General features: G+C 43.5%; 24 protein-coding genes and 2 riboswitches. Of the genes, 13 read left to right on the top strand and 11 right to left on the bottom strand.

Going from position 1 to position 22,532, the window contains the following annotated elements:
* Nucleotides 1–38: 38 nt before the first annotated feature.
* The 11 genes from BK582_RS00980 to BK582_RS00930 form a co-directional block, all read right to left on the bottom strand.
* The gene (locus tag BK582_RS00980; RefSeq protein WP_078592580.1) at nucleotides 39–341 is read right to left on the bottom strand and encodes a gas vesicle protein K; all 303 of its coding nucleotides are present in this window, start codon (nucleotides 339–341) and stop codon (nucleotides 39–41) included.
* 61 nt (nucleotides 342–402) lie between these two features.
* The gene (locus tag BK582_RS00975; RefSeq protein WP_078592579.1) at nucleotides 403–675 is read right to left on the bottom strand and encodes a gas vesicle protein; all 273 of its coding nucleotides are present in this window, start codon (nucleotides 673–675) and stop codon (nucleotides 403–405) included.
* Between the two features lie 2 nt (nucleotides 676–677).
* Complete coding sequence (locus BK582_RS00970) at nucleotides 678–1,520, bottom strand: GvpL/GvpF family gas vesicle protein (RefSeq protein WP_078592578.1); 843 nt, start codon at nucleotides 1,518–1,520, stop codon at nucleotides 678–680.
* A 41-nt stretch (nucleotides 1,521–1,561) separates the two neighbouring features.
* Nucleotides 1,562–2,206 (bottom strand): TetR family transcriptional regulator, encoded by a 645-nt coding sequence (locus BK582_RS00965; RefSeq protein ID WP_078592577.1) that lies wholly within the window; start codon nucleotides 2,204–2,206, stop codon nucleotides 1,562–1,564.
* A gap of 912 nt (nucleotides 2,207–3,118) precedes the next feature.
* On the bottom strand, nucleotides 3,119–3,784 hold the full coding sequence (locus BK582_RS00960) for a 3'-5' exonuclease (protein ID WP_078597732.1): 666 nt from the start codon (nucleotides 3,782–3,784) through the stop codon (nucleotides 3,119–3,121).
* 329 nt (nucleotides 3,785–4,113) lie between these two features.
* Nucleotides 4,114–6,042, bottom strand: a complete 1,929-nt coding sequence (locus BK582_RS00955; RefSeq protein ID WP_078592576.1) for a DUF294 nucleotidyltransferase-like domain-containing protein — start codon at nucleotides 6,040–6,042, stop codon at nucleotides 4,114–4,116.
* A complete protein-coding gene (locus BK582_RS00950; RefSeq protein ID WP_078592575.1) occupies nucleotides 6,023–7,684 on the bottom strand; it encodes a sodium:solute symporter family protein in 1,662 nt (553 codons plus the stop codon). Before BK582_RS00950 ends, BK582_RS00955 begins: the two co-directional genes overlap by 20 nt.
* 56 nt (nucleotides 7,685–7,740) lie before the next feature.
* On the bottom strand, nucleotides 7,741–8,046 hold the full coding sequence (locus BK582_RS00945; protein ID WP_078592574.1) for a DUF4212 domain-containing protein: 306 nt from the start codon (nucleotides 8,044–8,046) through the stop codon (nucleotides 7,741–7,743).
* Between the two features lie 107 nt (nucleotides 8,047–8,153).
* Nucleotides 8,154–8,420, bottom strand: a complete 267-nt coding sequence (locus BK582_RS00940) for a hypothetical protein (RefSeq protein WP_078592573.1) — start codon at nucleotides 8,418–8,420, stop codon at nucleotides 8,154–8,156.
* A 16-nt stretch (nucleotides 8,421–8,436) separates the two neighbouring features.
* Entirely contained in the window at nucleotides 8,437–8,619 is a 183-nt protein-coding gene (locus tag BK582_RS00935; RefSeq protein ID WP_078592572.1) for a hypothetical protein, read from the bottom strand.
* Between the two features lie 364 nt (nucleotides 8,620–8,983).
* Nucleotides 8,984–9,292: a hypothetical protein gene (locus BK582_RS00930; protein ID WP_078592571.1), complete on the bottom strand. Its 309-nt coding sequence runs from the start codon at nucleotides 9,290–9,292 to the stop codon at nucleotides 8,984–8,986.
* A gap of 184 nt (nucleotides 9,293–9,476) precedes the next feature.
* Here BK582_RS00930 and BK582_RS00925 point away from each other — a divergent pair, with 184 nt between their 5' ends.
* The 13 genes from BK582_RS00925 to BK582_RS27750 all read left to right on the top strand — a co-directional run.
* Complete coding sequence (locus BK582_RS00925; RefSeq protein WP_078592570.1) at nucleotides 9,477–9,764, top strand: hypothetical protein; 288 nt, start codon at nucleotides 9,477–9,479, stop codon at nucleotides 9,762–9,764.
* A gap of 405 nt (nucleotides 9,765–10,169) precedes the next feature.
* Entirely contained in the window at nucleotides 10,170–11,123 is a 954-nt protein-coding gene (locus BK582_RS00920; protein ID WP_078597731.1) for an AAA family ATPase, read from the top strand.
* On the top strand, nucleotides 11,120–12,355 hold the full coding sequence (locus tag BK582_RS00915) for a DUF58 domain-containing protein (RefSeq protein ID WP_078592569.1): 1,236 nt from the start codon (nucleotides 11,120–11,122) through the stop codon (nucleotides 12,353–12,355). The genes BK582_RS00920 and BK582_RS00915 overlap by 4 nt, the downstream gene beginning before the upstream one ends.
* A 10-nt stretch (nucleotides 12,356–12,365) precedes the next feature.
* Nucleotides 12,366–14,639, top strand: a complete 2,274-nt coding sequence (locus BK582_RS00910) for a transglutaminase TgpA family protein (protein WP_078592568.1) — start codon at nucleotides 12,366–12,368, stop codon at nucleotides 14,637–14,639.
* 54 nt (nucleotides 14,640–14,693) lie between these two features.
* Nucleotides 14,694–14,794: riboswitch (purine riboswitch) on the top strand.
* Between the two features lie 121 nt (nucleotides 14,795–14,915).
* Nucleotides 14,916–15,062 carry a hypothetical protein gene (locus tag BK582_RS26685; RefSeq protein ID WP_169910708.1) on the top strand — a complete coding sequence of 49 codons (147 nt, stop codon included), beginning with the start codon at nucleotides 14,916–14,918 and terminating at the stop codon, nucleotides 15,060–15,062.
* Nucleotides 15,063–15,159: 97 nt separating this feature from the next.
* Nucleotides 15,160–16,698: a glutamine-hydrolyzing GMP synthase gene (guaA, locus tag BK582_RS00905; protein WP_078592567.1), complete on the top strand. Its 1,539-nt coding sequence runs from the start codon at nucleotides 15,160–15,162 to the stop codon at nucleotides 16,696–16,698.
* Between the two features lie 135 nt (nucleotides 16,699–16,833).
* Nucleotides 16,834–16,935, top strand: a riboswitch (purine riboswitch).
* A 290-nt stretch (nucleotides 16,936–17,225) separates the two neighbouring features.
* Nucleotides 17,226–18,539, top strand: a complete 1,314-nt coding sequence (locus BK582_RS00900; RefSeq protein WP_078592566.1) for an NCS2 family permease — start codon at nucleotides 17,226–17,228, stop codon at nucleotides 18,537–18,539.
* A gap of 194 nt (nucleotides 18,540–18,733) precedes the next feature.
* The gene (locus BK582_RS00895; RefSeq protein WP_078592565.1) at nucleotides 18,734–19,852 is read left to right on the top strand and encodes a type III polyketide synthase; all 1,119 of its coding nucleotides are present in this window, start codon (nucleotides 18,734–18,736) and stop codon (nucleotides 19,850–19,852) included.
* Entirely contained in the window at nucleotides 19,852–20,394 is a 543-nt protein-coding gene (locus tag BK582_RS00890) for an isoprenylcysteine carboxyl methyltransferase family protein (protein ID WP_078592564.1), read from the top strand. The genes BK582_RS00895 and BK582_RS00890 overlap by 1 nt, the downstream gene beginning before the upstream one ends.
* Nucleotides 20,395–20,408: 14 nt before the next feature.
* Nucleotides 20,409–20,612: an NETI motif-containing protein gene (locus BK582_RS00885; RefSeq protein WP_078592563.1), complete on the top strand. Its 204-nt coding sequence runs from the start codon at nucleotides 20,409–20,411 to the stop codon at nucleotides 20,610–20,612.
* Nucleotides 20,613–20,729: 117 nt separating this feature from the next.
* Nucleotides 20,730–21,140 (top strand): hypothetical protein, encoded by a 411-nt coding sequence (locus tag BK582_RS00880; protein WP_078592562.1) that lies wholly within the window; start codon nucleotides 20,730–20,732, stop codon nucleotides 21,138–21,140.
* A gap of 523 nt (nucleotides 21,141–21,663) precedes the next feature.
* Complete coding sequence (locus BK582_RS00875; RefSeq protein WP_078592561.1) at nucleotides 21,664–21,903, top strand: hypothetical protein; 240 nt, start codon at nucleotides 21,664–21,666, stop codon at nucleotides 21,901–21,903.
* 261 nt (nucleotides 21,904–22,164) lie between these two features.
* Nucleotides 22,165–22,532 (top strand): IS110 family transposase (locus tag BK582_RS27750; protein WP_244895306.1); only part of this gene is annotated, 368 nt, incomplete at its 3' end.

Below are 22,532 nucleotides of genomic sequence, written 5' to 3'. Positions count from 1 at the left end.
TTCCTTTCTTTTATGTGTTATGTGTCATGGTAGGAAGCTTACATTAAGTTCCCTAATGGGCCCAGGTCAATATTCAGGTCATCGTCATTCAGATTAAAGACTTCCTTTAATTCTTCCATTTTTTCTTCCAGATTCATTAACGCTTCTCCGACCTTTTCTATTTCTTCCTCGGTTAAGCTGCCGTTCTCTACACGCCTCATTGCCTGGCGTTCTACTAACTGGCGGAGCAGTTCAATAACAGTCATGACCAGCTGAGCAAGTCCTTCTTCTGCTTTTTCAGGGTCTAAAGCGATTTTTCCAGTTGGATTATGCTGCTCCACAAGATTTTTTTTGCCTTCCATATTTATCACTCCTTATACTTTTTTCAAACAAAAGCTCCGTATGTCATCCTGCAGAAGGGCTCTACGTATGACTTTCCACTTCTTCTCTTACTTCCTTAGTAATTTCTCTCCTGCTTTCCAGTCTGCCATCTCCAACTGTGTTACTTGCTGATTTTTCCTGTGCCTGAATGAGTGTTTCTACAGATGCGAGCAAAATACGCAAGTCCAGGTAAACCAAGTCAATACCAGCAATGGAAATGGTGAGGTCGCCTTTCAGTACAACGCCTTTTTCAAGAACAGCATCAAGCACATCAAGCAGGGAGACATCTTTCGTCTGCAGTGATTCACCTGCCATTCTTATTCACCTCCCTGGTTTTGAAAACTGGAAAAGTGGTAGGCTGGCCATGGGCCTGTAATCTCGAATTTAAAGCTCGATCCATCTTTTTCTGCCTTGTCTTTTTCTTCACTTATAAATTGCAGAATCTGTTCCACTTTGTCTTTTGGGAACAGATACGCTCCGTTCCAGCACATATCATCGTCCCGTCCGGTCAGTTTTCTCTCCCAGTTTTTCTTTACTTCTGTATCTGCACTGAACGTTTCCAGCTGTTCATGAATGCTCTCGCAGTATTTGTCAATTTCTTTATCAGCCTGCTTCTCTATGAAATCCTTTAGTTTTTTCTTTTCAAAGAATTGTTTACCTTTGGAGAGGCCTTCGATTTCCTGTACCTTTTTTGCAACCTCAGAGCTGTTTTCCTTAACCTCTTTTATAAATGCTTTTTTATCCGTAAAAATTTTAATGTTCCATTCTTCCTTGCTGGATAAGTTCTGAAAGACAGTGCGGATATTTTCTTTATGCTCTGCCAGTGTATCTTCCAGCCTGTTTTTGTCCTCATAAATTGTCCCGAATTTTAAAGGCATAACAGTATAAGTATTGTGGAGAGTGTTCATTCTTTCGTGGTGGTGATAAGCTTTCTCCTGGAGCCATTTCATATCCTCCACCTTTTTCTGAAGCACCTCTTCAGCAAAGTCTTCATGCTTCACAAGGCACGCTACTGCAGTTATTTCACCGAAAACGTAAAACTCTATGCTATAGTCCGGGTCAATTCCTTTAATATCTGTTAACTTATTTTCTTCATACTCCTGTGTCGGTATAAAGGCATATAAGTATATAAGCTCCTTTGTATTCACTTCTGCCTGCATAGTTTTTCATTCCTCCCAGAAAAATTGATTGTCTTGTAGTTTTAAAGCTGTCCGGCCAGTTCACTTTTGGTTATAGTAGGAAGTTTCGCTCCCCATGCTGCAAGAAAAGCACGGACGACATTTTCAGCATCAGGAACAAGCTTAAAATCAGTATCCTCTCGCACCCACTCGGTAATCAGACCGCTCACCAGCCCTACAAAAGCCAGTGCACCTGTTTCCGGCTTCCAGTTCTCAGGTAATGAACCTTCTCTATTTGCACGGGTAAGAACTTCAGTGACAATCAGCCTCGCCTTTTGTTCCATGGACAATCCTGAAACCTGCTCATCTGTTCTGCTGAGTTCGTATTTAAGAAGCAGCTTCGTAAGCTTTTTAAGCCGGGTATCAGACTGAAACTCATGCAGAATGTAACTTATCGTATCAGCAAGAGCTCCAAGAGGATCGCTGAGTTCGTTTTTGGCCAGCAATTCAGCAAGTTTTTCCAGGGGCAGCTCAATCCTTTCGCGAATCGCCGTTAAAATCCCCTGTTTATTCTGGAAATGCCAGTGAACAGCCCCCCTAGTAAGACCTGCAGAGCTTGCTATGTCCTGCAGGGACGTAGCCTCATAACCTTTTTCAATAAAAAGTTTTTCAGCTGAATCAATAATCGCTTTACGGGTCCGGGCTGCTTCCTCCTTTGTTCGCCTCATTTAAGCACCCCCTTGTCTATGTATACATACCGTATGTTTGTAAAGAGTTATAGCGGCTATTCCCGGTTCCTTTTCTTATAAAACACTTTGTTTGTTGGTAAATAAAGTCATCCTTAGAGGAGAGGGACAGGCGGAGGTATTGTGTTTCCGAACTTAGAGAAATTGAGATGGAGAGGTTACTTTGAGAGGTCTCGCATGCCCGCTCGGTGGAAAATAAGAGGAGAGCGGTAACGCAAGGAGGTCTCGCATACCCGCTCGGGAGAAAATAAGAGGAAAGCGGTAACGCAAAGAGGTCTCGCATGCCCGCTTGGTGGAATATAAGAAGAGAGTGGTAACGCAAGAGTGTCTCGCATACCCGCTTGGTGGAAAATAAAAAGAGAGCGGTAACGCAAGAGTGTCTCGCATGCCCGCTCGGGTAAAAATAAGTGGATAGCGGTAACGCAAGAGTGTCTCGCATGCCCGCTCGGGAGAAAATAAGAGGAGAGTGGTAACGCAAGGAGGTCTCGCATGCCCGCTCGGGAGAAAATAAGAGGAAAGCGGTAACGCAAAGAGGTCTTGCATGCCCGCTCGGGTAAAAATAAGTGGGGAGCGGTAACGCAAGAGTGTCTCGCATACCCGCTTGGTGGAAAATAAGAAGAGAGCGGTAACGCAAGAGTGTCTCGCATGCCCGCTCGGTGGAAAATAAGAGGATAGCGGTAACGCAAGAGTGTCTCGCATGCCCGCTCGGGTAAAAATAAGTGGGGAGCGGTAACGCGAGAGTGTCTCGCATGCCCGGTTGGTGGAAAATAAGATAGAGAGCGGTAACGCAAGAGTGTCTCGCATACCCGCTTGGTGGAAAATAAGAAGAGAGCGGTAACGCAAGGGGCTGTCGCATGCCCGCTTGAAAAAAATAAGTAAAGAGCGGCGGCTTCCTTATCTATGAAATACAGAACTTCCATTCACTGGTCTTGTAATATCGGCGAGATCGCCAAGCGTTGTTTTCCCACGGTCTTCGAGAAAGTGGAGCAGCTCAACGAAAAGGTGTGCTGTTGTGAGAGCGTCTCCAACAGCACTGTGACGCCTGAAAATCTTCGTTCCGAAATTTAATGCATAATGCTGGAGGTCCCGCATATCCCACGATGGAGCAAGAAAGCCTATTAAATCGAGTGTATCGATAGAAAGCGGTTCGTCAAACGTATATTTGCAGCGGAGTAGCTCTTTCTTAAGAACGGTTACGTCGAAGGCAAGATAGTGGCCGACCCAGCTGTCGCTCCCGTTGCTTTCAATGAAACTATAAAACTTATTAATAGCTTCAAAAGCATCTGTTGCATTTGCCACTTGCTCTTCAGTTATTCCGGTCAGATTTGTAATTCGCTCTGGAATATCCCGTTCTGGGTTGACGTAAGTCTGAAAAGTGCGGTCAGTTACATGGAGACCCTCCACCTGAACTGCGCCTATCTCAATCAGTCTGTCTGTGCTGCCAACAGCGAAACCAGTAGTTTCAGTGTCAAAAACTGTAAATGACAGGTCTCGAATTGGGGTGTTCAGTGGCTTATCCTGGGTCAGCTGATAATGCATTTTCTTTTTCTTCCAAAACATCATAACCGGAACACTCCTTTATTTTCGGCTCTCCGTATGGAGGAAAGAAACATATCAAGCGACATCCCACATTGAAAAAAGCAGTCATTTATCGAAACAGATGGTTCTGTTAATGGAATCTGGTTTCCAATTCTCGAAATGTCAGGTTCTATTCTCGAAATCAGGAGCCCTATTCTCGAAATGCAATCTAATTCTCGAAAACGGTGATCCAATTCTCGAAATGTCAGGCCCAATTTTCGAAATCAGGAGTCTAATTCTCGAAATCGAATACCCAATTCTCTAAGTGCCATCCTGACCAACAAAATCGCACCCTCCCTGCCATAATACATTTACATGATTCCAAAGGCAGCGAGCGTCTTGTTCTGAAGGGAACGGATCGTCTTCAGGGCATGCATCAGCTCTTCTTTTTCCCTGCTTTTCATGTGCACAAAGTGGACAACGCTCGAGTTTTCTTCCCCTCGTTTATACCGTGACCATGACTGGGAGACGCGGATAGACAGTACTACTTCGTAGGCAAAAAGAAGGTCGTCTGCAAACTCTCTGGTGAAGACATTCTCGGCTTCAAGAAGGCTGATCCGTTCTTTAGGTGTCCCTTCCACAATGCCATGGCGGGCTCCGAGAAGCTGCAGCCCGTGATAAAGAGGGAAGAGTGCTTGTTTTTTTATATCAATCTTATCCCGCTTCATTCTGAAAAGAGCTCTGATTGGATGGTCCAGTGTTGGAACGGGGGACTGCTTCTCCTGTTCAGCAGCCCGGTAAAGAAAGATTCTTGACTTATTTAACTGCTCTTTTACCATCTGCGTAAATTTGCCCTCAAGTTCTTCGTCCCCATATAAGTAACGGAAAGAAAGGAAATTATGGCCCAGCAGAATGTTCTCGTTCGTCGCCCTGAGTCCCCATGTACGCAGGCGTTCCTCCCAGCGGGTGATCGTTCCCCGCCACTTTCCGGAACTTGCCATCATATCCCCTTGGCAGCGCTTATAGCCTGCAGCTTCCATCATTTTTGTAATAAAGATGCCAAAAGTGCTGAAATAAGCCTCAACGTCTTTAGCCTGTTCATGGTGAATGTCTTCATAAACTAAAAAGTGATCCTGGTCAGACAGCATAAACTGCTCGCCCCTGCCTCCGCTCCCCATGACGAAAAATACAAAGGAAACGGGCGGTTTTCCGTAGCCCTGTTCTGCCATTTTTTCCACGGTGAGGTCTGCACAGTGACGCACCAGACGGTCATACAGATTTGTAATAACCTCCATTACATGCAGTGTAGGAATATCGTCCTCGATCAGCTTATCGAGCACTCCGTAAATGGCATGTTTTACCTCATGTAGATTTTCGGCAGTGGAGTGTTCAATTTTCTGAAGAACATCGAACGTTCCCCGGGATTTCTTGCGGAGAAGGTCTGAGAGAGTAACCATTCCAAGGGGCTTTCCTTTGTCTGTGACCGGCAAATGCTTCACACCGTTTGTCAGAAATTTCGACAATGCTTCATAGTAATAAGCAGAGCGGGAAACATCCACTGGTTCCGGTGTCATAATATCTTCTGCCGTCAGATGTCCGCTGTCTCCTGCTGAGACTACACGGGATACGATATCTTTTTCAGTTATAATACCGCATAGCTGATCATTTCTATCTGTGATTAATAGTGAACTGACTCCGGCCTCGACCATGTACCGGGCGGCGTCCTGTACTGGAGTGGAGGCTGTTACAGTGACAGGAGGCTGGTTCATCAAATCCTGCACACGACGGATAAAAGGATCGCTTTCCCCCCACTGGCGAGCCAGCCTGACTTGTTCCGCGAGGGAAGCATATACCTCCCGAAGCCGGACTGCCACCTGGCGCATCATGTAGTCACGGACACCTTCATCGCTCCAGCGTGCCTCCAGTACTGTGTACGGGATGTGGAGACAGACGGAATTCTCTGCGGCGTTGACTTCGACAGTATAATTAACCTCATGGGGATTCGCTTCACCGAGAAAGTCTGCCAGGCTGGAAAAACCGATTATTTCACCGGCTTCAAGTACTTCCAGCACCTCCTGGTCCGTGGGTTCCTGGCCAGTATCCACACATACTTCCGCAATACCCTCCATCATAAGGAGAAGACCCTCCCGCACAGACTTCGCGTAGAGGATCTTATCGCCTCTGCTGTAGCTGTTTAACTCACATTGCTCCAGCAGTCCCTCCAGTTCAGCGGCTGAAGTGCCGCTGAAAAGAGGATGATTCTTTGCTTTCTCCAGATAATTATTTTGCTTGCTCATCATTGATCCAAACCTCACCATCTTTGTAAGTCATTTGTTCCGGATAGCGAAGATCAACTGCTTCATCCTGAAGACGCTGTTCCGGAGGCGGGGTCATCAGGGAAACGATTATACAGAGCACAAGGTTTGCAGTTACCCCGAACAGTCCGGCCCCAGTGTCCTGGATACCGAATAAGGTAATGCCTGCCATAGACATAAAAATATAAGTCAGGGTAACTGTCAGTCCCCCAAGCATTCCTGCAATGGCACCCTGACGGTTCATGCGTTTCCACCAGACGCCGAGGAAAAGAACAGGGAAGAACGTTCCACCTGCAAGTGCAAAGGCCCAGGCAATAATCTGTGTTATAACCCCAGGCGGGTCAAGGGCTACAACCCCGGCTGCAACTGTTGCGAGTACGATGGCGATCCGTCCTGCCAGAAGGCGTTTGCTGTCAGTAGCGTCCGGCTTCAGAAGCCGGTAATAAATATCGTGTGCAAACGAAGACGAAATAGTTATCAGCAGCCCGCCTGCTGTAGAAAGGGCTGCGGCCATTGCGCCGGCTGCGATGAGACCTACAACGAACATACCGAGATTGGCGATTTCCGGGGTTGCCATTACAACGATATCCTGATGTATAACCAGGTCTTCCCAGGACAGTACTCCGTCGCCGTCCGTGTCGGCAATTTGCAGAAGACCTGTGTTCAGCCACGGTTCTGTCCATGCCGGGAGGTCATCAATTGGCGAGCCCACAACTTCTGTCATAATAACGAAGCGTGAAAATGCCGCGTAGGCTGGTGCGGAAAGATAAAGAAGAGCGATGAAAAGAAGTGCCCATGCACCGCTCCAGCGGGCAGCTTTCATTGTTGTCACAGTGTAAAAACGGACAATTACGTGCGGGAGAGCTGCTGTACCTACCATTAATGTAAATAAAAGGGCGAGAAACTGTGCTCTGTTACTTTCATCAAACGGTGCGAAGTACTCTGACAAACCAAGCTCCTGGTCGATTGCTCCAAGTTCATTAACAATATTGCCGTATGTAAGCCATGGCAGCGGGTTACCTGTAATCTGCAGCGACAGGAACACGATTGGAATAATGTAAGCAGTAATAAGAATCATATACTGGGCAACCTGAGTCCAGGTAACTCCCTTCATCCCGCCGAGAGTTGCATAAATAGCAATAACAACAACCCCGATCATTACCCCTGTGGAAGCAGGGAGATTCAGGATACGTCCAATTACCACACCTGAACCGGAAAGCTGTCCGATAATATATGTGAAACTAATAATAATTGTTGCAATAGCAGCGATCAGCCTGGCAGGGTTGCTGTCAAAACGGTCACCGATGAATTCCGGCACCGTAAAGCGACCGTATTTCCGCAGCTGAGGTGCAAGGAGGAATGTAAGTAATAAATAACCTCCCGTCCAGCCCATAATATAAGCAAGGCCGTCATAGCCAAGTATCATGACGGTACCGGCCATACCGATAAAGGAAGCCGCACTCATCCAGTCTCCGCCAATGGCCATCCCGTTCCAGAACGGCGGGATCCCCCGGCTGGCTACGTAAAAATCTGATGTAGCTTTTGCGCGATTGTAAATGGAAATTCCGATATAAAGAGCAAAGGTTAATAAGATTAATATTAGTGATACTATCGCCTGCTGGTCCACAAATTATCCCTCCTAGAGGATGTTAGTACTCCGTAAAAAAAACGGAGGGAGGCGGTTTAATGATCGGCACCGCCACCGCTGAGTTTAACGTTCTGTTTTTCATCAATACCAAATTTTTTATCGATCCGATCACTGATCACAGCATTTAAAAAGAGCAGAATTACGAAGGTGGCAACAGCTCCCTGGGCCCCCATGTAATAATGGGCGGGCATCCCCATAATCGTAGCTCCTGTTTCAAGGATGACGTCTGCGAAGGCAGCGACTCCGAAAGATACAAGGAAACCAATTGCTAAAAAAACGACAATGAGAGTTGTTCGAATTTTGAAATACTGGTCTGCTTTTTTCTTATCTATCTTCCGCATACAAAACTTCCTCCTTTAAAGGTGCTCATAGTTTCAGAGAGTTGCTGGCCTCACCTCCTTAATAAGCTTATTGGAAACCGCTTTCATAATTGAATAAAAACTTTAACTTACTGAGCGGGGGAACCTCTTTCAATATAGCGGCAGCCCCGGCATATCAGCATTGGAGTTTTCCTTACGGCAATAATATAGTTGGTGATAATCACTGCTGGTATAAATAAAAGAAACAGTGGTTCGAAAAAGATTCCTGCAGCCAGGATAACCAGCACAGGAAGCATCGATGTCATAAACAAATAACGCCATTTGTGCAGCATTGTAACACTGCTGCTCCGGCAATATGGGCATTGAAATGAAGTAACGTCTGCTTTTCTGTTCATTAAATCCACCTCCAGCCTATCTCAGATTAAATATAAACCTGACTGTCTCCCAGAAAGGCATGGGCACCATAGCAATCTGAATCACCATAAATCCGGCCATCGCAAACAGCGGAACGGTGAGGAGGAGCGGTTTTCGGTATTTAATCGCAGCAATCACTGACAGGGCGGCCACCACCCAGAAACCAATAAGTATCCACATATTTTTCCCTTCTTTCTTTCCGGATTCTGAAATCTGTGCTCTCGCTGGCAGGAAACTGTTTAGGGATATAAATCTTACTTGAACTGACCTATAACAGCATTAGTAAAAAAAAGGCCTGCTTCCAAAACAGGAGAGTTGGCAGTTTATTATTATGTAAATTAATGTCATACGCAGATTATTTCAAATTTTCAGATATAATGTCAACTAATTTACCCTTATTTACAGAAAAGTCCTTAGGATAAACAGGAAAGATTACATAGAAATTAACACTTATAAAACTCATAAAACCTCATGTTGTGACACTCCTTGCCGTTGACAGGGAATGGCTGATAAATATAAAAATAAGGTGAGGATTTCTCCTCACCTAGACCTTCTGTTTTGCTTTAAATTTACGGTATTTTTCAAGAGTCTTAGATTCATAAGACGGGTCTGTCCTGTTAATAAAAGATTCATAATACTCGCCGTAATGAAGTATAGGTGTTTTTGTCCCGAATGGTTTTCCAAACAGTTTTTCCATATTAAACTCCCATTCATCCAGATCCCGGTGAGTAATTTCATCCTGGGTCAGCCGGTGGACAAGCTCTTCCAGCTGGACTTTTGCCAGGCCGATATTTATATAATAGACGCCAAAGAGTGCCGCGGCCACAATAGTAAAAAGTAAAAGATACAGCAATTAACTTTCCTCCTTTGTTTCCTGCTGAAAATTGGTTCAGGAGAACTTACTTATTCATTTTACAATAAATCTTTGCCATGCGGGGTGTAAATCTGGAGGTTTTCGAAACCTTATTTTGTTTAGACGCAATTCAGGGAGGGTATCCTTTCCTATAAATAACATCCTCCCGGAGGTGCTTATTCAAATGGAACGAAAAGTGATTGCTGTACTGGATTCTCTCGATGAGAAAGACGAATATATTAAGAAGCTGCAGGAAATGGAAGGTGTCAGTGAAGATGATCTGGAAGTAATCTCAAAAAAAGATCCTGAATCTGATATGTACCATGCTTACTTTAAGCGGGGCGATTATGTCCTCACCATTCAGGCCGACCACGACCTCGCAGAGTCCCCGTCGCAAAAACGCGGCGATTCTGAAGACAGTAAAGATGCTATGCTGGAGGAACCGATTAACCAGTCAAGAGGAGAATTTTAAACAAATAAAGATTTTGACATTAAAAAATTGTTCGCAGCCGCTTCGACTAACAAGTTCGAAGCGGTTTTTTCCTGCACTTTAAGAAAGCATAAATTTTAGCACAGAAGTTGATTCGGCGCAGAAAAAATATTCAGGGCTAAAGTATAAGTACAATTACGCCTCTGTCTTCGCCTTAAGCCTTTCCAATCGGCGAGTTTTTTTATAAAAATTTACATTTTCATCCATCTCGCCGAAAACAAATGAAAACAGAAGAATTATGGCGATTTGTAACAGAAAAACAAGTTTTCCACACTATAAACTGTTTACTTGTTCGTGATATGATAGATATATACTGAAATGTCATTCCGATATTTTAGTATGCTCGCATATAAGGAGGTAGTTTTAGTGAGAGCTCAACGTGAAGAAATGGCGGTTACACAGCCGCATATTTATAGAATTATAGAAAATGTAGAAAAAGTCGTTGTAGGCAAGAGAAAGGAAATAGAGTTAAGCTTTATCGCCCTTCTCAGCGGTGGACATGTCCTTCTTGAAGATGTCCCTGGTGTTGGAAAAACGATGATGGTTCGTGCTATAGCGAAATCACTCGGCGCAGAATTTAAACGAATTCAGTTTACACCGGATCTTCTCCCATCTGACGTTACGGGTGTGTCTGTTTTCAACCAGAAAACGCTGGACTTCCAGTTCCGCCGGGGACCAATCATGGCGAATATTGTCCTTGCGGATGAAATTAACAGAACATCTCCGAAAACTCAGGCCGCTCTCCTTGAAGCATTGGAAGAGGGAAGCGTTACAACAGATGGGGAAACAAGGGAGCTGCAGGATCCGTTCTTTGTGATGGCGACACAGAACCCAATAGAATACGGAGGGACATATCCTCTCCCGGAAGCACAGCTTGACAGGTTTTTGTTCAAATTTAAAATTGGCTATCCATCGAGGGAAGAAGAGCTTGAAGTTCTTAACCGGGTGGAGAAACAGCATCCTATAGAAAAACTGGAGGCAGTACTTTCATTAGAGGATCTTACAGATATGCAAAAGCAAGTGCTGAATGTGTATGTTGATGAAACCGTTAAAAGATATATCATTGATTTGACTACTGCCACAAGAAGGCATCATGCTGTCTATCTCGGTGCGAGCCCGCGTGCTTCTATCGCCCTTATGAAGGCTGGCCAGGCCTATGCTTTTATGCAGGGCAGGGATTTTGTGCTTCCTGATGATATTAAATATCTGGCGCCGTATGTCCTGCAGCACAGGATAATATTGAATTCTGACGCAAAACTCTCGGATATATCTAATGAACGTGTGATAAGAGAAGTTGTCGATCAGGTGAAAATACCGGTTGGGAGAGAGTCAGGCCGATGAAGCGGAGCTCCCTCCTTCACTTTCTGAAACTAGTTTTAAAAATTATTTTTGTGGCCGCGGTATTTGGAAGCTTATTCAGCTACGCCATGTTCCAGGGAGGGTTTGTGAGCTGGTTCTTGTTTTACACAACGACTGTCCTGGTAATATTGATGCTCCTCTATGCCGCTGTACCACTTGGAAGTTTCAAAGTTTCAAGGGAAGTGGAAGACAATGTCATTGCCGGATCTGAACTGACAGTTACTGTAACAATACGCCGGAGACTGCCATTCCCGTTTCTTTATTTGTCTGTCAAAGACGAAATTGGAGAAGAACTGGCACGGATCCTTCCTGGAAATGATACGAGAATAATCTTTTATCCTGGGTTTAAAAGGGAGCTTGTCTTTTCCTATACGGTGCCGGAAATGCAAAGGGGCGAATACTTCTTTTATGGCGTAACCATGGAAACGAGTGATATGTTTGGTATCTTCCATAAAAGAAAATTTAAAGCACTGGAAGAGCAGCTTCTTGTTTATCCAAACTACCATAATATTGAAAAATGGACAGCTTACGAGAAACACGAAACAGAAACGCATATTTCCTCGATGGACTTTATTGAAGATATCACTTCCGTTGCAGGAGCGCGTGAATATGTTCCGGGAGATAAACTTACGAGTATCGACTGGAAGGTTACTGCCCGCTCTTCCAAGTTAATGACAAAGGAATTTGAAGAATTTCTTGGCCAGAATTTTCTGGTCATCTTCAATAACAACCTGCCTGATATAAACTCAGGCAGCTATACTGCTTATGAAAAAGGAATTGAGCTGGTAACTTCCCTTACTCTTCATGCTAATCGTAAGCAGCTTAAGCTTGGATTATGGACTCTGGGCAGCAGTAATAAAGCATTTCCTGTTGATACAGGAACAGCCCACCAGAAACAGATTATTTATCATCTGTCAAAGGTCCAGGGAGATTTCGGAGTGGATTTCGCCACTATACTGAAAGAGTATGAAAAAAGTATTCCATACGGAACGACCTTGTTTATCGTTTCAGCAGAGCTTACGGATACCATGCTGGAAACGATGAGGATGCTTCTCTCCAGAAGGAATCAGGTATATTTCTGTCTCATTAGCCGCGGTGAAAACGATGAACGGGAACAAAAGAGGTTTACACAGCTGCGGCGCTACGGTGCTGAAGCATATATTCTTTCTGGCGGTGACCTCGACGAGGCTTTGGACAGAGCAGCCGCCAACTAGAGGTGATTAAATGAAACAAATGAGTGGGGGCAGACAGAACTATTCCGTCACACATTTATTTATATATATATTAGCAATGCTGCTTTTGTGGGAGTGGCTGCGGCCAATCCCTACTGTAACAAACACTTCCTTTATATCGGTTTTTGTTATGTTCGCGTTTTTCAGCGGAGCATTAATTTATTTGCGAATGCCCCTTAAAATAATTATTCCTGTTATCTTTGCAGGTTCGGTATTTGCGTTACACTATATCTTTGGCGAAGGGCAATTTTTTTCCAGTGATGGAGGATGGGAGACGTTTAAGCTGTTTCTTTCGGAAGCAGCCTATAATCTCAGGCTTATTTTTTCCTGGGATTTAGCAGCTTTAACTGACTTTTTCCGGACGTTTCTCCTTCTGCTCCTCATGTCATTGATTTGTTATTTACTTTACTTCTGGCTTTTCCATACAAAAAAAGTATTTTTCTTTTTGCTGGCTACCGTTATATATATTACTGTACTTGATACCTTTACTCCGGTGGACGCTTCTATGGCGATTATCAGAATAGTGGTTATTGGCTTTTTCATGCTTTCACTTCTTCATATGCTGAAAATCCAGGAAGAAGAAAAAGCGATCGGGCGTTCAAAAAAGCCACATTTGTCAACCGCGTGGATGTATACACTGATCCTAATGATACTTGTTGCAGCTGCCGCAGGATATGCAGCTCCTAAATACGAGCCGCAATGGGCAGATCCAGTTCCGTCCTTTAATAAATATGTTCTTGGACAGGAGGGGACTGCCGGAGGAACTATGAGGCGTGTAGGTTATGGGGAGAATGATGAAAGGCTCGGCGGCGGCTTTGTACAGGATCATGCTACTGTATTTTACGCAGAAGCTGCGGAAGGCTCCTACTGGCGAGGGGAATCTAAAAATGAATACACCGGCCATGGCTGGAGGTCTGACCCGGAGCTGGAAGAACTTCCTCTGGAAGTCGCGGCTGGCGGGATATCTAACCTTCTTTTTGAAATCAGTGAAGAGGAAGAGCAGCAGACGGTTACTATTGAAATGGAAAACGAAGCTGGGTTCAGCCATTTTTTCTACCCGGGACAGATGAACGGCGTTCACATGAACTCGATAAAGCATTCTGTTAATGGAGAATCAGGTAATATAGAAGATCTGTCTTTCTTCAGTGATGGAGACACTGGGAAAATTGCTGTGAGATCAGGCAGCGACTCGGTTAATCTTACCGAATACATGATCCTGTATGAAGAAGCGAGATTCAATATTAATGATTTAATGGAACTGACCGAAGAGGACCCGAGTCATATAAGAGACATGTATCTGCAGTTACCTGACACCCTGCCGGACAGAGTAACAGAGCTGGCGGAGGAAATTGTGGCAGAGCATGATAACCGATACGACCAGGTAAAGGCAGTAGAAAGCTATTTCGGAGCAAATGGTTTCCGGTATGAAACATCCGATGTTCCGGTTCCAGGCGAAGACGAAGATTATGTGGATCAGTTCCTCTTTGAGACTCAGTACGGTTATTGTGACAATTTTTCAACTGCTATGACCGTGATGCTTCGGGCAGTGGATATTCCTGCTCGGTGGGTAAAAGGGTATACTGAAGGCGAAGAGGTTGAAACCCTGGAAAATGGGAGAAAGCGTTATGAAATAAAAAATTCAAACGCCCATTCCTGGGTAGAAGTGTACTTCCCCGGCACTGGCTGGGTTCCATTTGAACCAACTCAGGGCTTTTCTAATAACACGGAATTTTATGAGGAAGAAGAGGAAAGTGCTGCGGAAGAATCAGCCGGGACAGAAGATAGGGATTATCCTGAAATGGAGAACCAGGATGACTTTATCCCTCCAATGGAAGATTATGAAGGCTCCGACTTTGGGGGAGGAGACAGTTCTTCTTCAGGCATTTCAAATACGGAGTTCTTCACTATGAAGTCCATTATTATATCTGTTGCTGTTTTATTACTTGCAATGCTCATGTACAGAAAACAAAATCTTCTTGTGAACTTTTACTTTACAGCTAAATACCGATTGTTCGGAAAAGGAGAAACATTTGCTTCCGCATACGAACGATTGTTGTGGATCCTGGAAAACGAGGGTCTGCCCCGGGCTGAAGGAGAAACACTCAGAGAATATGCAGTCAGGGTGGACAGAGTTTTAAATTCAGCAGCAATGGCTCAGATGACAGCTGCGTACGAAAGAGTATACTATGGCGGCAAAGCTAATGAAGCTGATTGGGAAGAGCAAAGAAGGCACTGGGAGGAACTGGTTAAGTCTTTGAAGTCTTGACCAGGTTCTGGCTGACTGTTAAAATTAATCAGTATTAAAACAGCTGTAATGACTAAACTTAATATTGTCTTGCCTCATATATCCTTAGGAATTGGCCTAAGAGTCTCTACCGGGCTGCCGTAAACGGCCTGACTATGAAGGCGGATTTTTAGTATATATTAAACTGGAAATTCTGCCTTCGTGTACTCTTGCACGGGCTGATTTCCAGTTTTCTTAATATAGAGAGAACGAATTTCATATATTTTTTGGATAAAAAAGACGAACATTAATTTTCGATTGCAGCGTAAGACGGCGACTCTTGCGGGAATAGCGCGAGCTGAAAATCCATTTTTGACGGAGTTCAGCCGTCAAAAATTAGTTGAAGCCGTGCCCGCAGAATGCGTCCGTCTGAAGCGTAAATCGAACGACAAAATAACATTTTAAGCTAATGTTCGTATTAAAGATTTAAATTTCGGATTATGAAATTGATTCAGCGAATAAGGATATTTAAGAGAAATTTATTTGTAAAGGTGGAAGAACAATGCAGGATGTGAAGGAGAAAATTATTGTACTGGACTTTGGGGGACAGTACAACCAGCTGATTGCGCGCCGGATACGGGATCTTGGAGTATTCAGCGAACTGCGTTCACACAAAATTACCGCAGAAGAAATTAAGGAAATAAACCCTAAAGGCATCATTTTTTCAGGAGGTCCTGGAAGTGTCTACGCTGATGGCGCACCTCGCTGTGATGAGAGAATCTTTGATTTAGGCATACCTGTATTTGGAATATGCTACGGTATGCAGCTCATGACGCATCATTTTAAAGGTTCTGTGGAAGCTGCCAACCACAGGGAGTATGGTAAAGCAGTTATTAATATAAGCAATAAGAGCAAGCTGTATGATGGACTCCCTGAAGAGCAGTCTGTCTGGATGAGCCATGGTGATCTCGTGACAGCTCCTCCTGAAGGATTCCAGGTGGATGCTGTTAACATTTCCTGCCCTGTAGCGGCAATGAGCGATGAAAGCAGAAAGCTGTATGGTGTGCAATTCCACCCGGAAGTAAGAAATTCCGAATTTGGCAATGAAATGCTAAAAAACTTCATTTATAATATTTGCGAGTGTGAAGGAAACTGGTCAATGGAGAATTTCATTGATATGGAAGTGGAAAAAGTAAGGGAGCTTGTAGGGGACCGTAAAGTGCTTTGCGCTCTCAGCGGAGGGGTTGATTCCTCTGTTGTCGCGGCATTGATCCACCAGGCTATCGGCGACCAGCTCACATGTATGTTCATCGATCACGGTCTGCTTCGTAAAGGAGAAGCAGAAAGTGTTATGAAAACCTTCTCTGAAGGTTTTGATATGAATGTTATAAAAATTGATGCACAGGATCGCTTCCTTTCAAAACTAAGCGGGGTAAAAGACCCGGAACAGAAACGTAAAATCATCGGTAATGAGTTTATTTATGTTTTCGATGAGGAAGCGCAAGAGCTTAAAGACATTGATTTCCTTGCACAGGGTACATTATATACAGATATTATTGAGAGTGGCACTGATACAGCCCAGACGATCAAATCCCACCATAATGTGGGCGGGCTTCCGGAAGATATGAGATTTACTTTAATTGAACCTTTAAATACTTTGTTTAAAGACGAAGTGCGCGCCGTGGGAACAGAGCTTGGGCTTCCTGATGAAATTGTCTGGCGCCAGCCGTTCCCTGGACCCGGGCTTGGTATCCGTGTCCTTGGTGAAATCACAGAAGAAAAACTCGAAATTGTTCGGGAATCTGATGCGATTTTACGGGAGGAAATCAAGAAGGCCGGGCTTGACCGTGAAATTTGGCAGTACTTCACAGCTCTCCCTGATATGCGCAGTGTAGGAGTTATGGGAGATGCAAGAACATATGACTACACTGTGGGCGTGCGGGCTGTAACCTCGATCGATGGAATGACTTCTGACTGGGCCCGTATCCCGTATGATGTATTAGAAATTATCTCTACGCGAATTGTTAACGAGGTTAAAAATGTAAACCGGGTTGTCTATGATATTACATCAAAGCCACCTTCCACAATTGAGTGGGAATAACGGGAAAAACTTTACCTTTTAGACGCAATTGAGAATAAGATAAGCAAAAGACGAATGTTGAGTCGATAAATTAACTCAACATTCGTCTTTTTGTATTGACAAGCTTATTGGGCGCTGATAAACTGAACAATGTAAAGAAAATAAGTGCTGATTGTTCGTATAATATCGGGAATAGGGCCCGTAAGTTTCTACCAAGCTACCGTAAATGGCTTGACTACGAACGGTGAGAATAATTACAGATTAGGGAGCCAGCCCTTCTTATCTCATCGTTTGAGCATGCATTTACCGGAAGCTTCAGATCCATTATGGATCTGGAGCTTAAACTATTTTTAAAGCTCTCTTTATGCCTGGAAACTTATGAAGCGTGGCCCTTACCTGTAAAGGAAGAAAACAGAACAAGGCACACAGCGTATATAGACGGATTGTGCGTTGTGCTCCTCGCAGAGAGGCGCCAGGCTTATAATTTTTAAACGAATTCAGTATGGTTACTCGTTAAAGATATCTTTTAAAATAAGGAGAGTTGAAAAATGGAACGATACTTTCGTTTTCAGGAGTTAGGTACGAATTATAAAAAAGAAACATTGGGAGGACTAACAACTTTCCTCGCCATGGCGTATATTTTATTTGTTAACCCGCTTATATTAAGCGGGGCAGGGATGGACGAAGGAGCTGTGTATGTTGCTACCGCCCTTGCCGCAGCATTGGGAACGATAATCATGGGTGTAGTTGCCCGTTATCCAATCGCTCTTGCTCCAGGGATGGGGCTGAACGCGTTCTTTACCTATTCGGTCGTTTTAGGAATGGGAATACCTTGGGAAACAGCTTTATTAGGTGTATTTTTATCTGGTATTGTTTTTATCATTATTACTCTTGTTGGAATTCGTGAAATAATTATTAATGCAATCCCTGCAGAACTTAAGTATGCGGCCGCAGCTGGTATTGGTTTATTTATTGCCTTTATCGGGCTTCAGGGAGCTGGGATCGTAGTAGTATCTGAAGCTACGCTTGTCCAGATCGGTGATTTAGGACATGGGCCAACACTGCTGGCTATATTTGGGGTTGTAATCACCGTCATCTTCATGACCCTCGGTTTACGGGGCGGGATTTTTTACGGAATGATGGTTACTGCATTAGTGGGAGTTATTTTCCAGGTTGTTCCGACACCAAACCAGATTGTCGGTTCGATTCCAAGCCTGGCGCCTACATTCGGTGCGGCATTTGCACCATTTGGGGAAATGGCTCTTTCAGAAATCTTTACATTCAATTTATTAATTGTCATTTTAACTTTCCTTTTCGTAGATTTCTTTGATACTGCAGGAACTCTATACGCGGTAGCTAACCAGGCAGGTTTTGTTAAAGACAACAAGCTTCCAAGAGCGCAGCGGGCATTACTGGCAGATTCATCCGCTACTTCCATCGGAGCAATCCTGGGAACTTCCACGACGACTGCCTATATTGAGTCTTCCTCAGGAATTGCAGCAGGTGCCAGAACTGGATTCGCTTCCATTGTTACAGGCGCATTGTTCCTGGTTGCCTTGCTCTTCTCGCCATTACTGGTCGTCATTACAGAGGAGGTAACAGCCCCTGCCCTTATCATTGTGGGGATACTCATGGCGTCCTCTTTATCACAGATTGACTGGAAACGATTTGAGATTGCTGTTCCAGCCTTCCTGACGGTGATATTAATGCCGCTCACATACAGTATCGCGACAGGTATTGCTTTAGGCTTTATCATGTACCCGATAACAATGATCTGTAAAGGAAAAGGGAAGGAAGTACATCCGATTATGTATGGTATGTTCTTCGTCTTTATCCTCTACTTCGTCTTTTTGGGAGAATAACTTTATAAAAGGAAGCTGGTCCCTGAAAATGAATTCAGGGGCCTTCTTTAATTTTTTATTCTGTTTAAGGAGAAAGTTTCCAGGGAAATATATATCATACTGAACTTTTGGATATTTGCGCTCTTTTTAATATTTTTGTATAGCTATACCTGTGCAGAGAGTGGGCCTGTATACACTGCCTGATAACAGGAAGAATGAATGTGGAGGAAAAAAATATGCCTGCAATTTTATCTGTAAGTACTGAAGTACCTGAGTTTAAAATCTCCCAGCGGGAAACTGAGGCGGTAGTCAGGGAGTTATTTAAAGACAGCTTTCAGGATATAGACAGGCTGTTGCGGATTTTTAATAACGGGCAGATTGAATCCCGTAATTTTGTCGTGCCGAAAGAGTGGTTTGAAAACGACCACAGTTTTGAGGAAAAAAATAATCTCTACATAGAAAAGTCAGTTGAGCTCGGCAAAGAGGCAATTATTAAATGTCTCCAGAATGAAAACCATCTTAATAAAAGGTTTGAAGAAGAGGAAATCGACGCTGTGTTTTTTGTTTCCAGCTCCGGCCTTGCCACCCCGACAATTGATGCAAGAATCATGAATAAAATGTCGTTTTCTCCTCATGTGAAAAGGGTGCCTTTATGGGGGCTGGGGTGTGCTGGCGGAGGGGCAGGACTAAGCAGAGCTTATGAGTATTGTCTTGCTTATCCGTCAGCAAAAGTGCTTGTGTTATGTATAGAGCTTTGCAGTATCACTTTTCAGAGAAATGACACAAGGAAAAGCAATCTTGTAGGAACCTCTTTGTTCGCAGACGGAGTAGCTTGTGCTCTTCTTGCCGGGGATGAAGTTGTTAAAGAGGAGCAGTTACATAAAGGGCCTGTTCCGTTTATTACTGGAACACAGTCCACATTAATGCCTGACAGTGAAGATGTCATGGGCTGGGATATTAATAATGAAGGAATGCAGGTTATTTTTTCACGGGATATTCCTTCCATCATTCAGGACTGGCTGAAACCGAATGTTGAAAAGTTTCTTGAAAAACAAGGAGTAAATTTCAGTGATATTACTCATTTTGTCGCCCATCCAGGAGGAAAGAAAGTACTTGAAGCATATGAAAAGGCATTAGGATATACATCTGAAAAAACAGATATTTCTAGGAAGGTATTGAAAAATCATGGTAATATGTCCTCGCCGACAGTATTATATGTACTAAAGGAATTTATGGATGGCGAAATTCAGACAGGAGATAATGGATTAATGGCAGCACTGGGCCCGGGCTTTAGTTCTGAACTTCTTCATCTTGAATGGAAGGAGGAAGTTTGATGCTCACAGCATTCTGGCTCCTGTTAGTGTTAGTGGTTATACAGCGGCTTGTGGAGGTAATGGTAGCGAAACGGAATGAAAAACAATTGAAGGCTGCGGGAGCGAAGGAATTCGGAGCTGATCATTATAAGTGGATTGTTCTCATGCATGTGGCATTTTTCACTTCTCTTATTATAGAAGTTACAATCGGGGGAATCGGTCTGATTCCGTTCTGGCCGATAGTTCTGGCTGTTTTTATTCTGGCGCAGGCAGGCAGGTTTTGGGCGCTTCTTTCTCTTGGCCGGTTCTGGAATACTAAAATAATCGTCCTCCCAGGGGCGGACCTTGTAAAAAAAGGGCCGTATAAGTGGGTCAGCCATCCGAATTACTGGATTGTCGCAATTGAAATACTTACTTTGCCGTTGTTATTTGAAGCGTATATAACAGCGGTGCTCTTTACGGTTCTTAATGCTGTGCTTCTACTTACAGTACGGATTCCAAAAGAGGAAGAGGCGTTAAAGTGGGCAGTGAAGCAGGAACGTGAGGGAAATTATAATCATTAAAGGAGAAGCGCTTTATGGAGAAAAAAAGAAATAAGCAAAAGTTTTATGTGGAGGACGGGGAAACAATTGACGATTGCCTGAATCGGATGAAAGAGGAAGGCTATATGCCGGTCAGGCGAATGGAAGAACCCGTCCTGAAAGAAATTAAGAAAAACGGCAAAACGGAAATCGAAGTGGCTGAACAAAAAATTGTTTTTGAAGGAAAACTGGTAAAATAAAGGAACATCTCATATAGAGGTGTTTATTTTTCGATTAATGGGTTTCTATAATTGGAAAATGAATGGTAAAATATATAGAGACAGTTTCTTATTTAATTTTTCCAGGAGGATTATGCGATGAAAAAAAGTAGTTTCGTTATTTTGCCGTTAATTATTGGTGCATTCCTCTTGTATTTGTTCTATGGCGACGATTACCAGGTAGTGGAGGAAACGGATGCAGCTGAACACCTGACTGTTGACAGATATACAGCTGAGCTGCAAAATTCTCCGGAAATTCAGGGTTATAAACGTTTTACAGATGAAGAAGAGAAAACGATAGTAGTCCTTTCGCTCGGCAGTGATAACCAGGGAAAAGGAATCGATGTAGCCGGGGTTGTCAATGACGAAGAAGGTACTGTCATCACTGTAGAGTTCACCGAAGAGGAAACGGGAAAGGACAATCCATATATAATAATCAGTCTCGATAGTGTCACGGATCCCCTCTTCGTTCAGACAGAAGGCGGACTATTTTTCGAGGAAATTGAGTAAATAAAGTGAAGCACCAGACTCTTCTTTTTGGGAGGGGCGGTGCTTGTTTTATAGTTTAGTGTTATATCTAGGCTAGGCTGGATGTTGTTTGCTGGACAAATTTTTGTTGAAAAGGTTGGATTTGTCCAGATTAGAAGATTTGCTGGACAAATCAGGACGTAGAAAGCGGAATTTGTCCAGAAAAAACAGTTTGCGGGACAAATATCAATAAAACAGCTAAAATTTGTCCAGAGTAAGTAGTAATATTTTGAATAAATTACTTTCATTAACTATTTTATGGACAAATTTTCGTTGAAAAGGTTGGATTTGTCCAGATTAGAAGATTTGCTGGACAAATCAGGACGTAGAAAGCGGAATTTGTCCAGAGAAAACAGTTTGCTGGACAAATTTGCTTAAACTTGTGACAATTTGTCCAGCAACAAAGTTGTAATTGTGTTTAAATAGTATAAGTGTGAAATTCCTGAATATTTGTGCCCTCAGGGTTTTACCAAAGTAGAATATTAAAGTGTAAGGGGTCTTTCCGATGAAGAAATTTTTATTGTTTATTTCACTATTTTTAATATTACTGATGGGTCTGCAGATAGTCTCCGGCATTTTGTTAACTCTGCAGTATACTCCGGACATAGCAGGGAGTTACGAGGGTGGAGCAGCAGGTGAGATGATGCTGGGCAACAGAAACCTCATTACAATACTTATACCAATAGCTGCCGCTTCGATTGCTTATATCCTTGCAGGGAAAATAGGCGCGGAAAAAGCAGCCTGACTAAATAGTATATAAAACATACTAACATTAGTAGCACAGACCAAGGCCATGGTCTGTGCTACTATTTTTTTATAGTAGAAGTGAAGAAAGGCCGAACAGCCTCTGGGACCAAGATAAGAGTCCGTATCAAAAAACCGGCCAACTTCACACCCTTGTTTGAATCAGTTTAGTATGTTGGGTCCAAGAGATCGTGTATAAGAAAATGGAATCAATAAGGCGCTGTGAAGACTTCTATGATTGGCTAAAAAGGAGAAGGTTCGTTTGAAGCATGTCATCGCACTTGATGTCAGTAAAGGAAAAAGTACTTTTGCTATTTATGACCGGTATAAACAATGTGAATTGGAAGGGGAATTAACTCATACTCGGATTGATTTTGAACGGCTTCATCACAGAATTGAAGAAATGACGGTTTTGGATAAACAAGCCCCCGAAATTGTGTTTGAAGCAACAGGTATTTACTCAAAACCACTGGAAAAGTTCCTGGCGACTAAAGGCCATACATACTGCCGTATGAATCCATTGGAAGCGAATTTACAAATGGCTAAGATGCGTCGTCATAAAACAGATATTAGCGATGCCCACGAGCTTGCGAAAACACACTTTAGTATGGCTCGCGAAGCGACATACCA

The organism is Evansella clarkii (genome assembly GCF_002019695.1).
Classification (GTDB): domain Bacteria; phylum Bacillota; class Bacilli; order Bacillales; family Salisediminibacteriaceae; genus Evansella; species Evansella clarkii.
The sequence above is the reverse complement of the archived record's forward strand: the minus strand, read 5'-3'. Positions and strand labels throughout refer to the sequence as shown.

Coding starts and splice junctions, on each gene's coding strand:
- BK582_RS00980 (WP_078592580.1), bottom strand. CDS start 341: ATGGAAGGCAAAAAAAATCTTGTGGAGCAGCATAATCCAACTGGAAAA.
- BK582_RS00975 (WP_078592579.1), bottom strand. CDS start 675: ATGGCAGGTGAATCACTGCAGACGAAAGATGTCTCCCTGCTTGATGTG.
- BK582_RS00970 (WP_078592578.1), bottom strand. CDS start 1,520: ATGCAGGCAGAAGTGAATACAAAGGAGCTTATATACTTATATGCCTTT.
- BK582_RS00965 (WP_078592577.1), bottom strand. CDS start 2,206: ATGAGGCGAACAAAGGAGGAAGCAGCCCGGACCCGTAAAGCGATTATT.
- BK582_RS00960 (WP_078597732.1), bottom strand. CDS start 3,784: ATGTTTTGGAAGAAAAAGAAAATGCATTATCAGCTGACCCAGGATAAG.
- BK582_RS00955 (WP_078592576.1), bottom strand. CDS start 6,042: ATGATGAGCAAGCAAAATAATTATCTGGAGAAAGCAAAGAATCATCCT.
- BK582_RS00945 (WP_078592574.1), bottom strand. CDS start 8,046: ATGCGGAAGATAGATAAGAAAAAAGCAGACCAGTATTTCAAAATTCGA.
- BK582_RS00940 (WP_078592573.1), bottom strand. CDS start 8,420: ATGAACAGAAAAGCAGACGTTACTTCATTTCAATGCCCATATTGCCGG.
- BK582_RS00935 (WP_078592572.1), bottom strand. CDS start 8,619: ATGTGGATACTTATTGGTTTCTGGGTGGTGGCCGCCCTGTCAGTGATT.
- BK582_RS00925 (WP_078592570.1), top strand. CDS start 9,477: ATGGAACGAAAAGTGATTGCTGTACTGGATTCTCTCGATGAGAAAGAC.
- BK582_RS00920 (WP_078597731.1), top strand. CDS start 10,170: ATGGCGGTTACACAGCCGCATATTTATAGAATTATAGAAAATGTAGAA.
- BK582_RS00915 (WP_078592569.1), top strand. CDS start 11,120: ATGAAGCGGAGCTCCCTCCTTCACTTTCTGAAACTAGTTTTAAAAATT.
- BK582_RS00910 (WP_078592568.1), top strand. CDS start 12,366: ATGAAACAAATGAGTGGGGGCAGACAGAACTATTCCGTCACACATTTA.
- guaA (WP_078592567.1), top strand. CDS start 15,160: ATGCAGGATGTGAAGGAGAAAATTATTGTACTGGACTTTGGGGGACAG.
- BK582_RS00900 (WP_078592566.1), top strand. CDS start 17,226: ATGGAACGATACTTTCGTTTTCAGGAGTTAGGTACGAATTATAAAAAA.
- BK582_RS00895 (WP_078592565.1), top strand. CDS start 18,734: ATGAATGTGGAGGAAAAAAATATGCCTGCAATTTTATCTGTAAGTACT.
- BK582_RS00890 (WP_078592564.1), top strand. CDS start 19,852: ATGCTCACAGCATTCTGGCTCCTGTTAGTGTTAGTGGTTATACAGCGG.
- BK582_RS00885 (WP_078592563.1), top strand. CDS start 20,409: ATGGAGAAAAAAAGAAATAAGCAAAAGTTTTATGTGGAGGACGGGGAA.
- BK582_RS00880 (WP_078592562.1), top strand. CDS start 20,730: ATGAAAAAAAGTAGTTTCGTTATTTTGCCGTTAATTATTGGTGCATTC.
- BK582_RS00875 (WP_078592561.1), top strand. CDS start 21,664: ATGAAGAAATTTTTATTGTTTATTTCACTATTTTTAATATTACTGATG.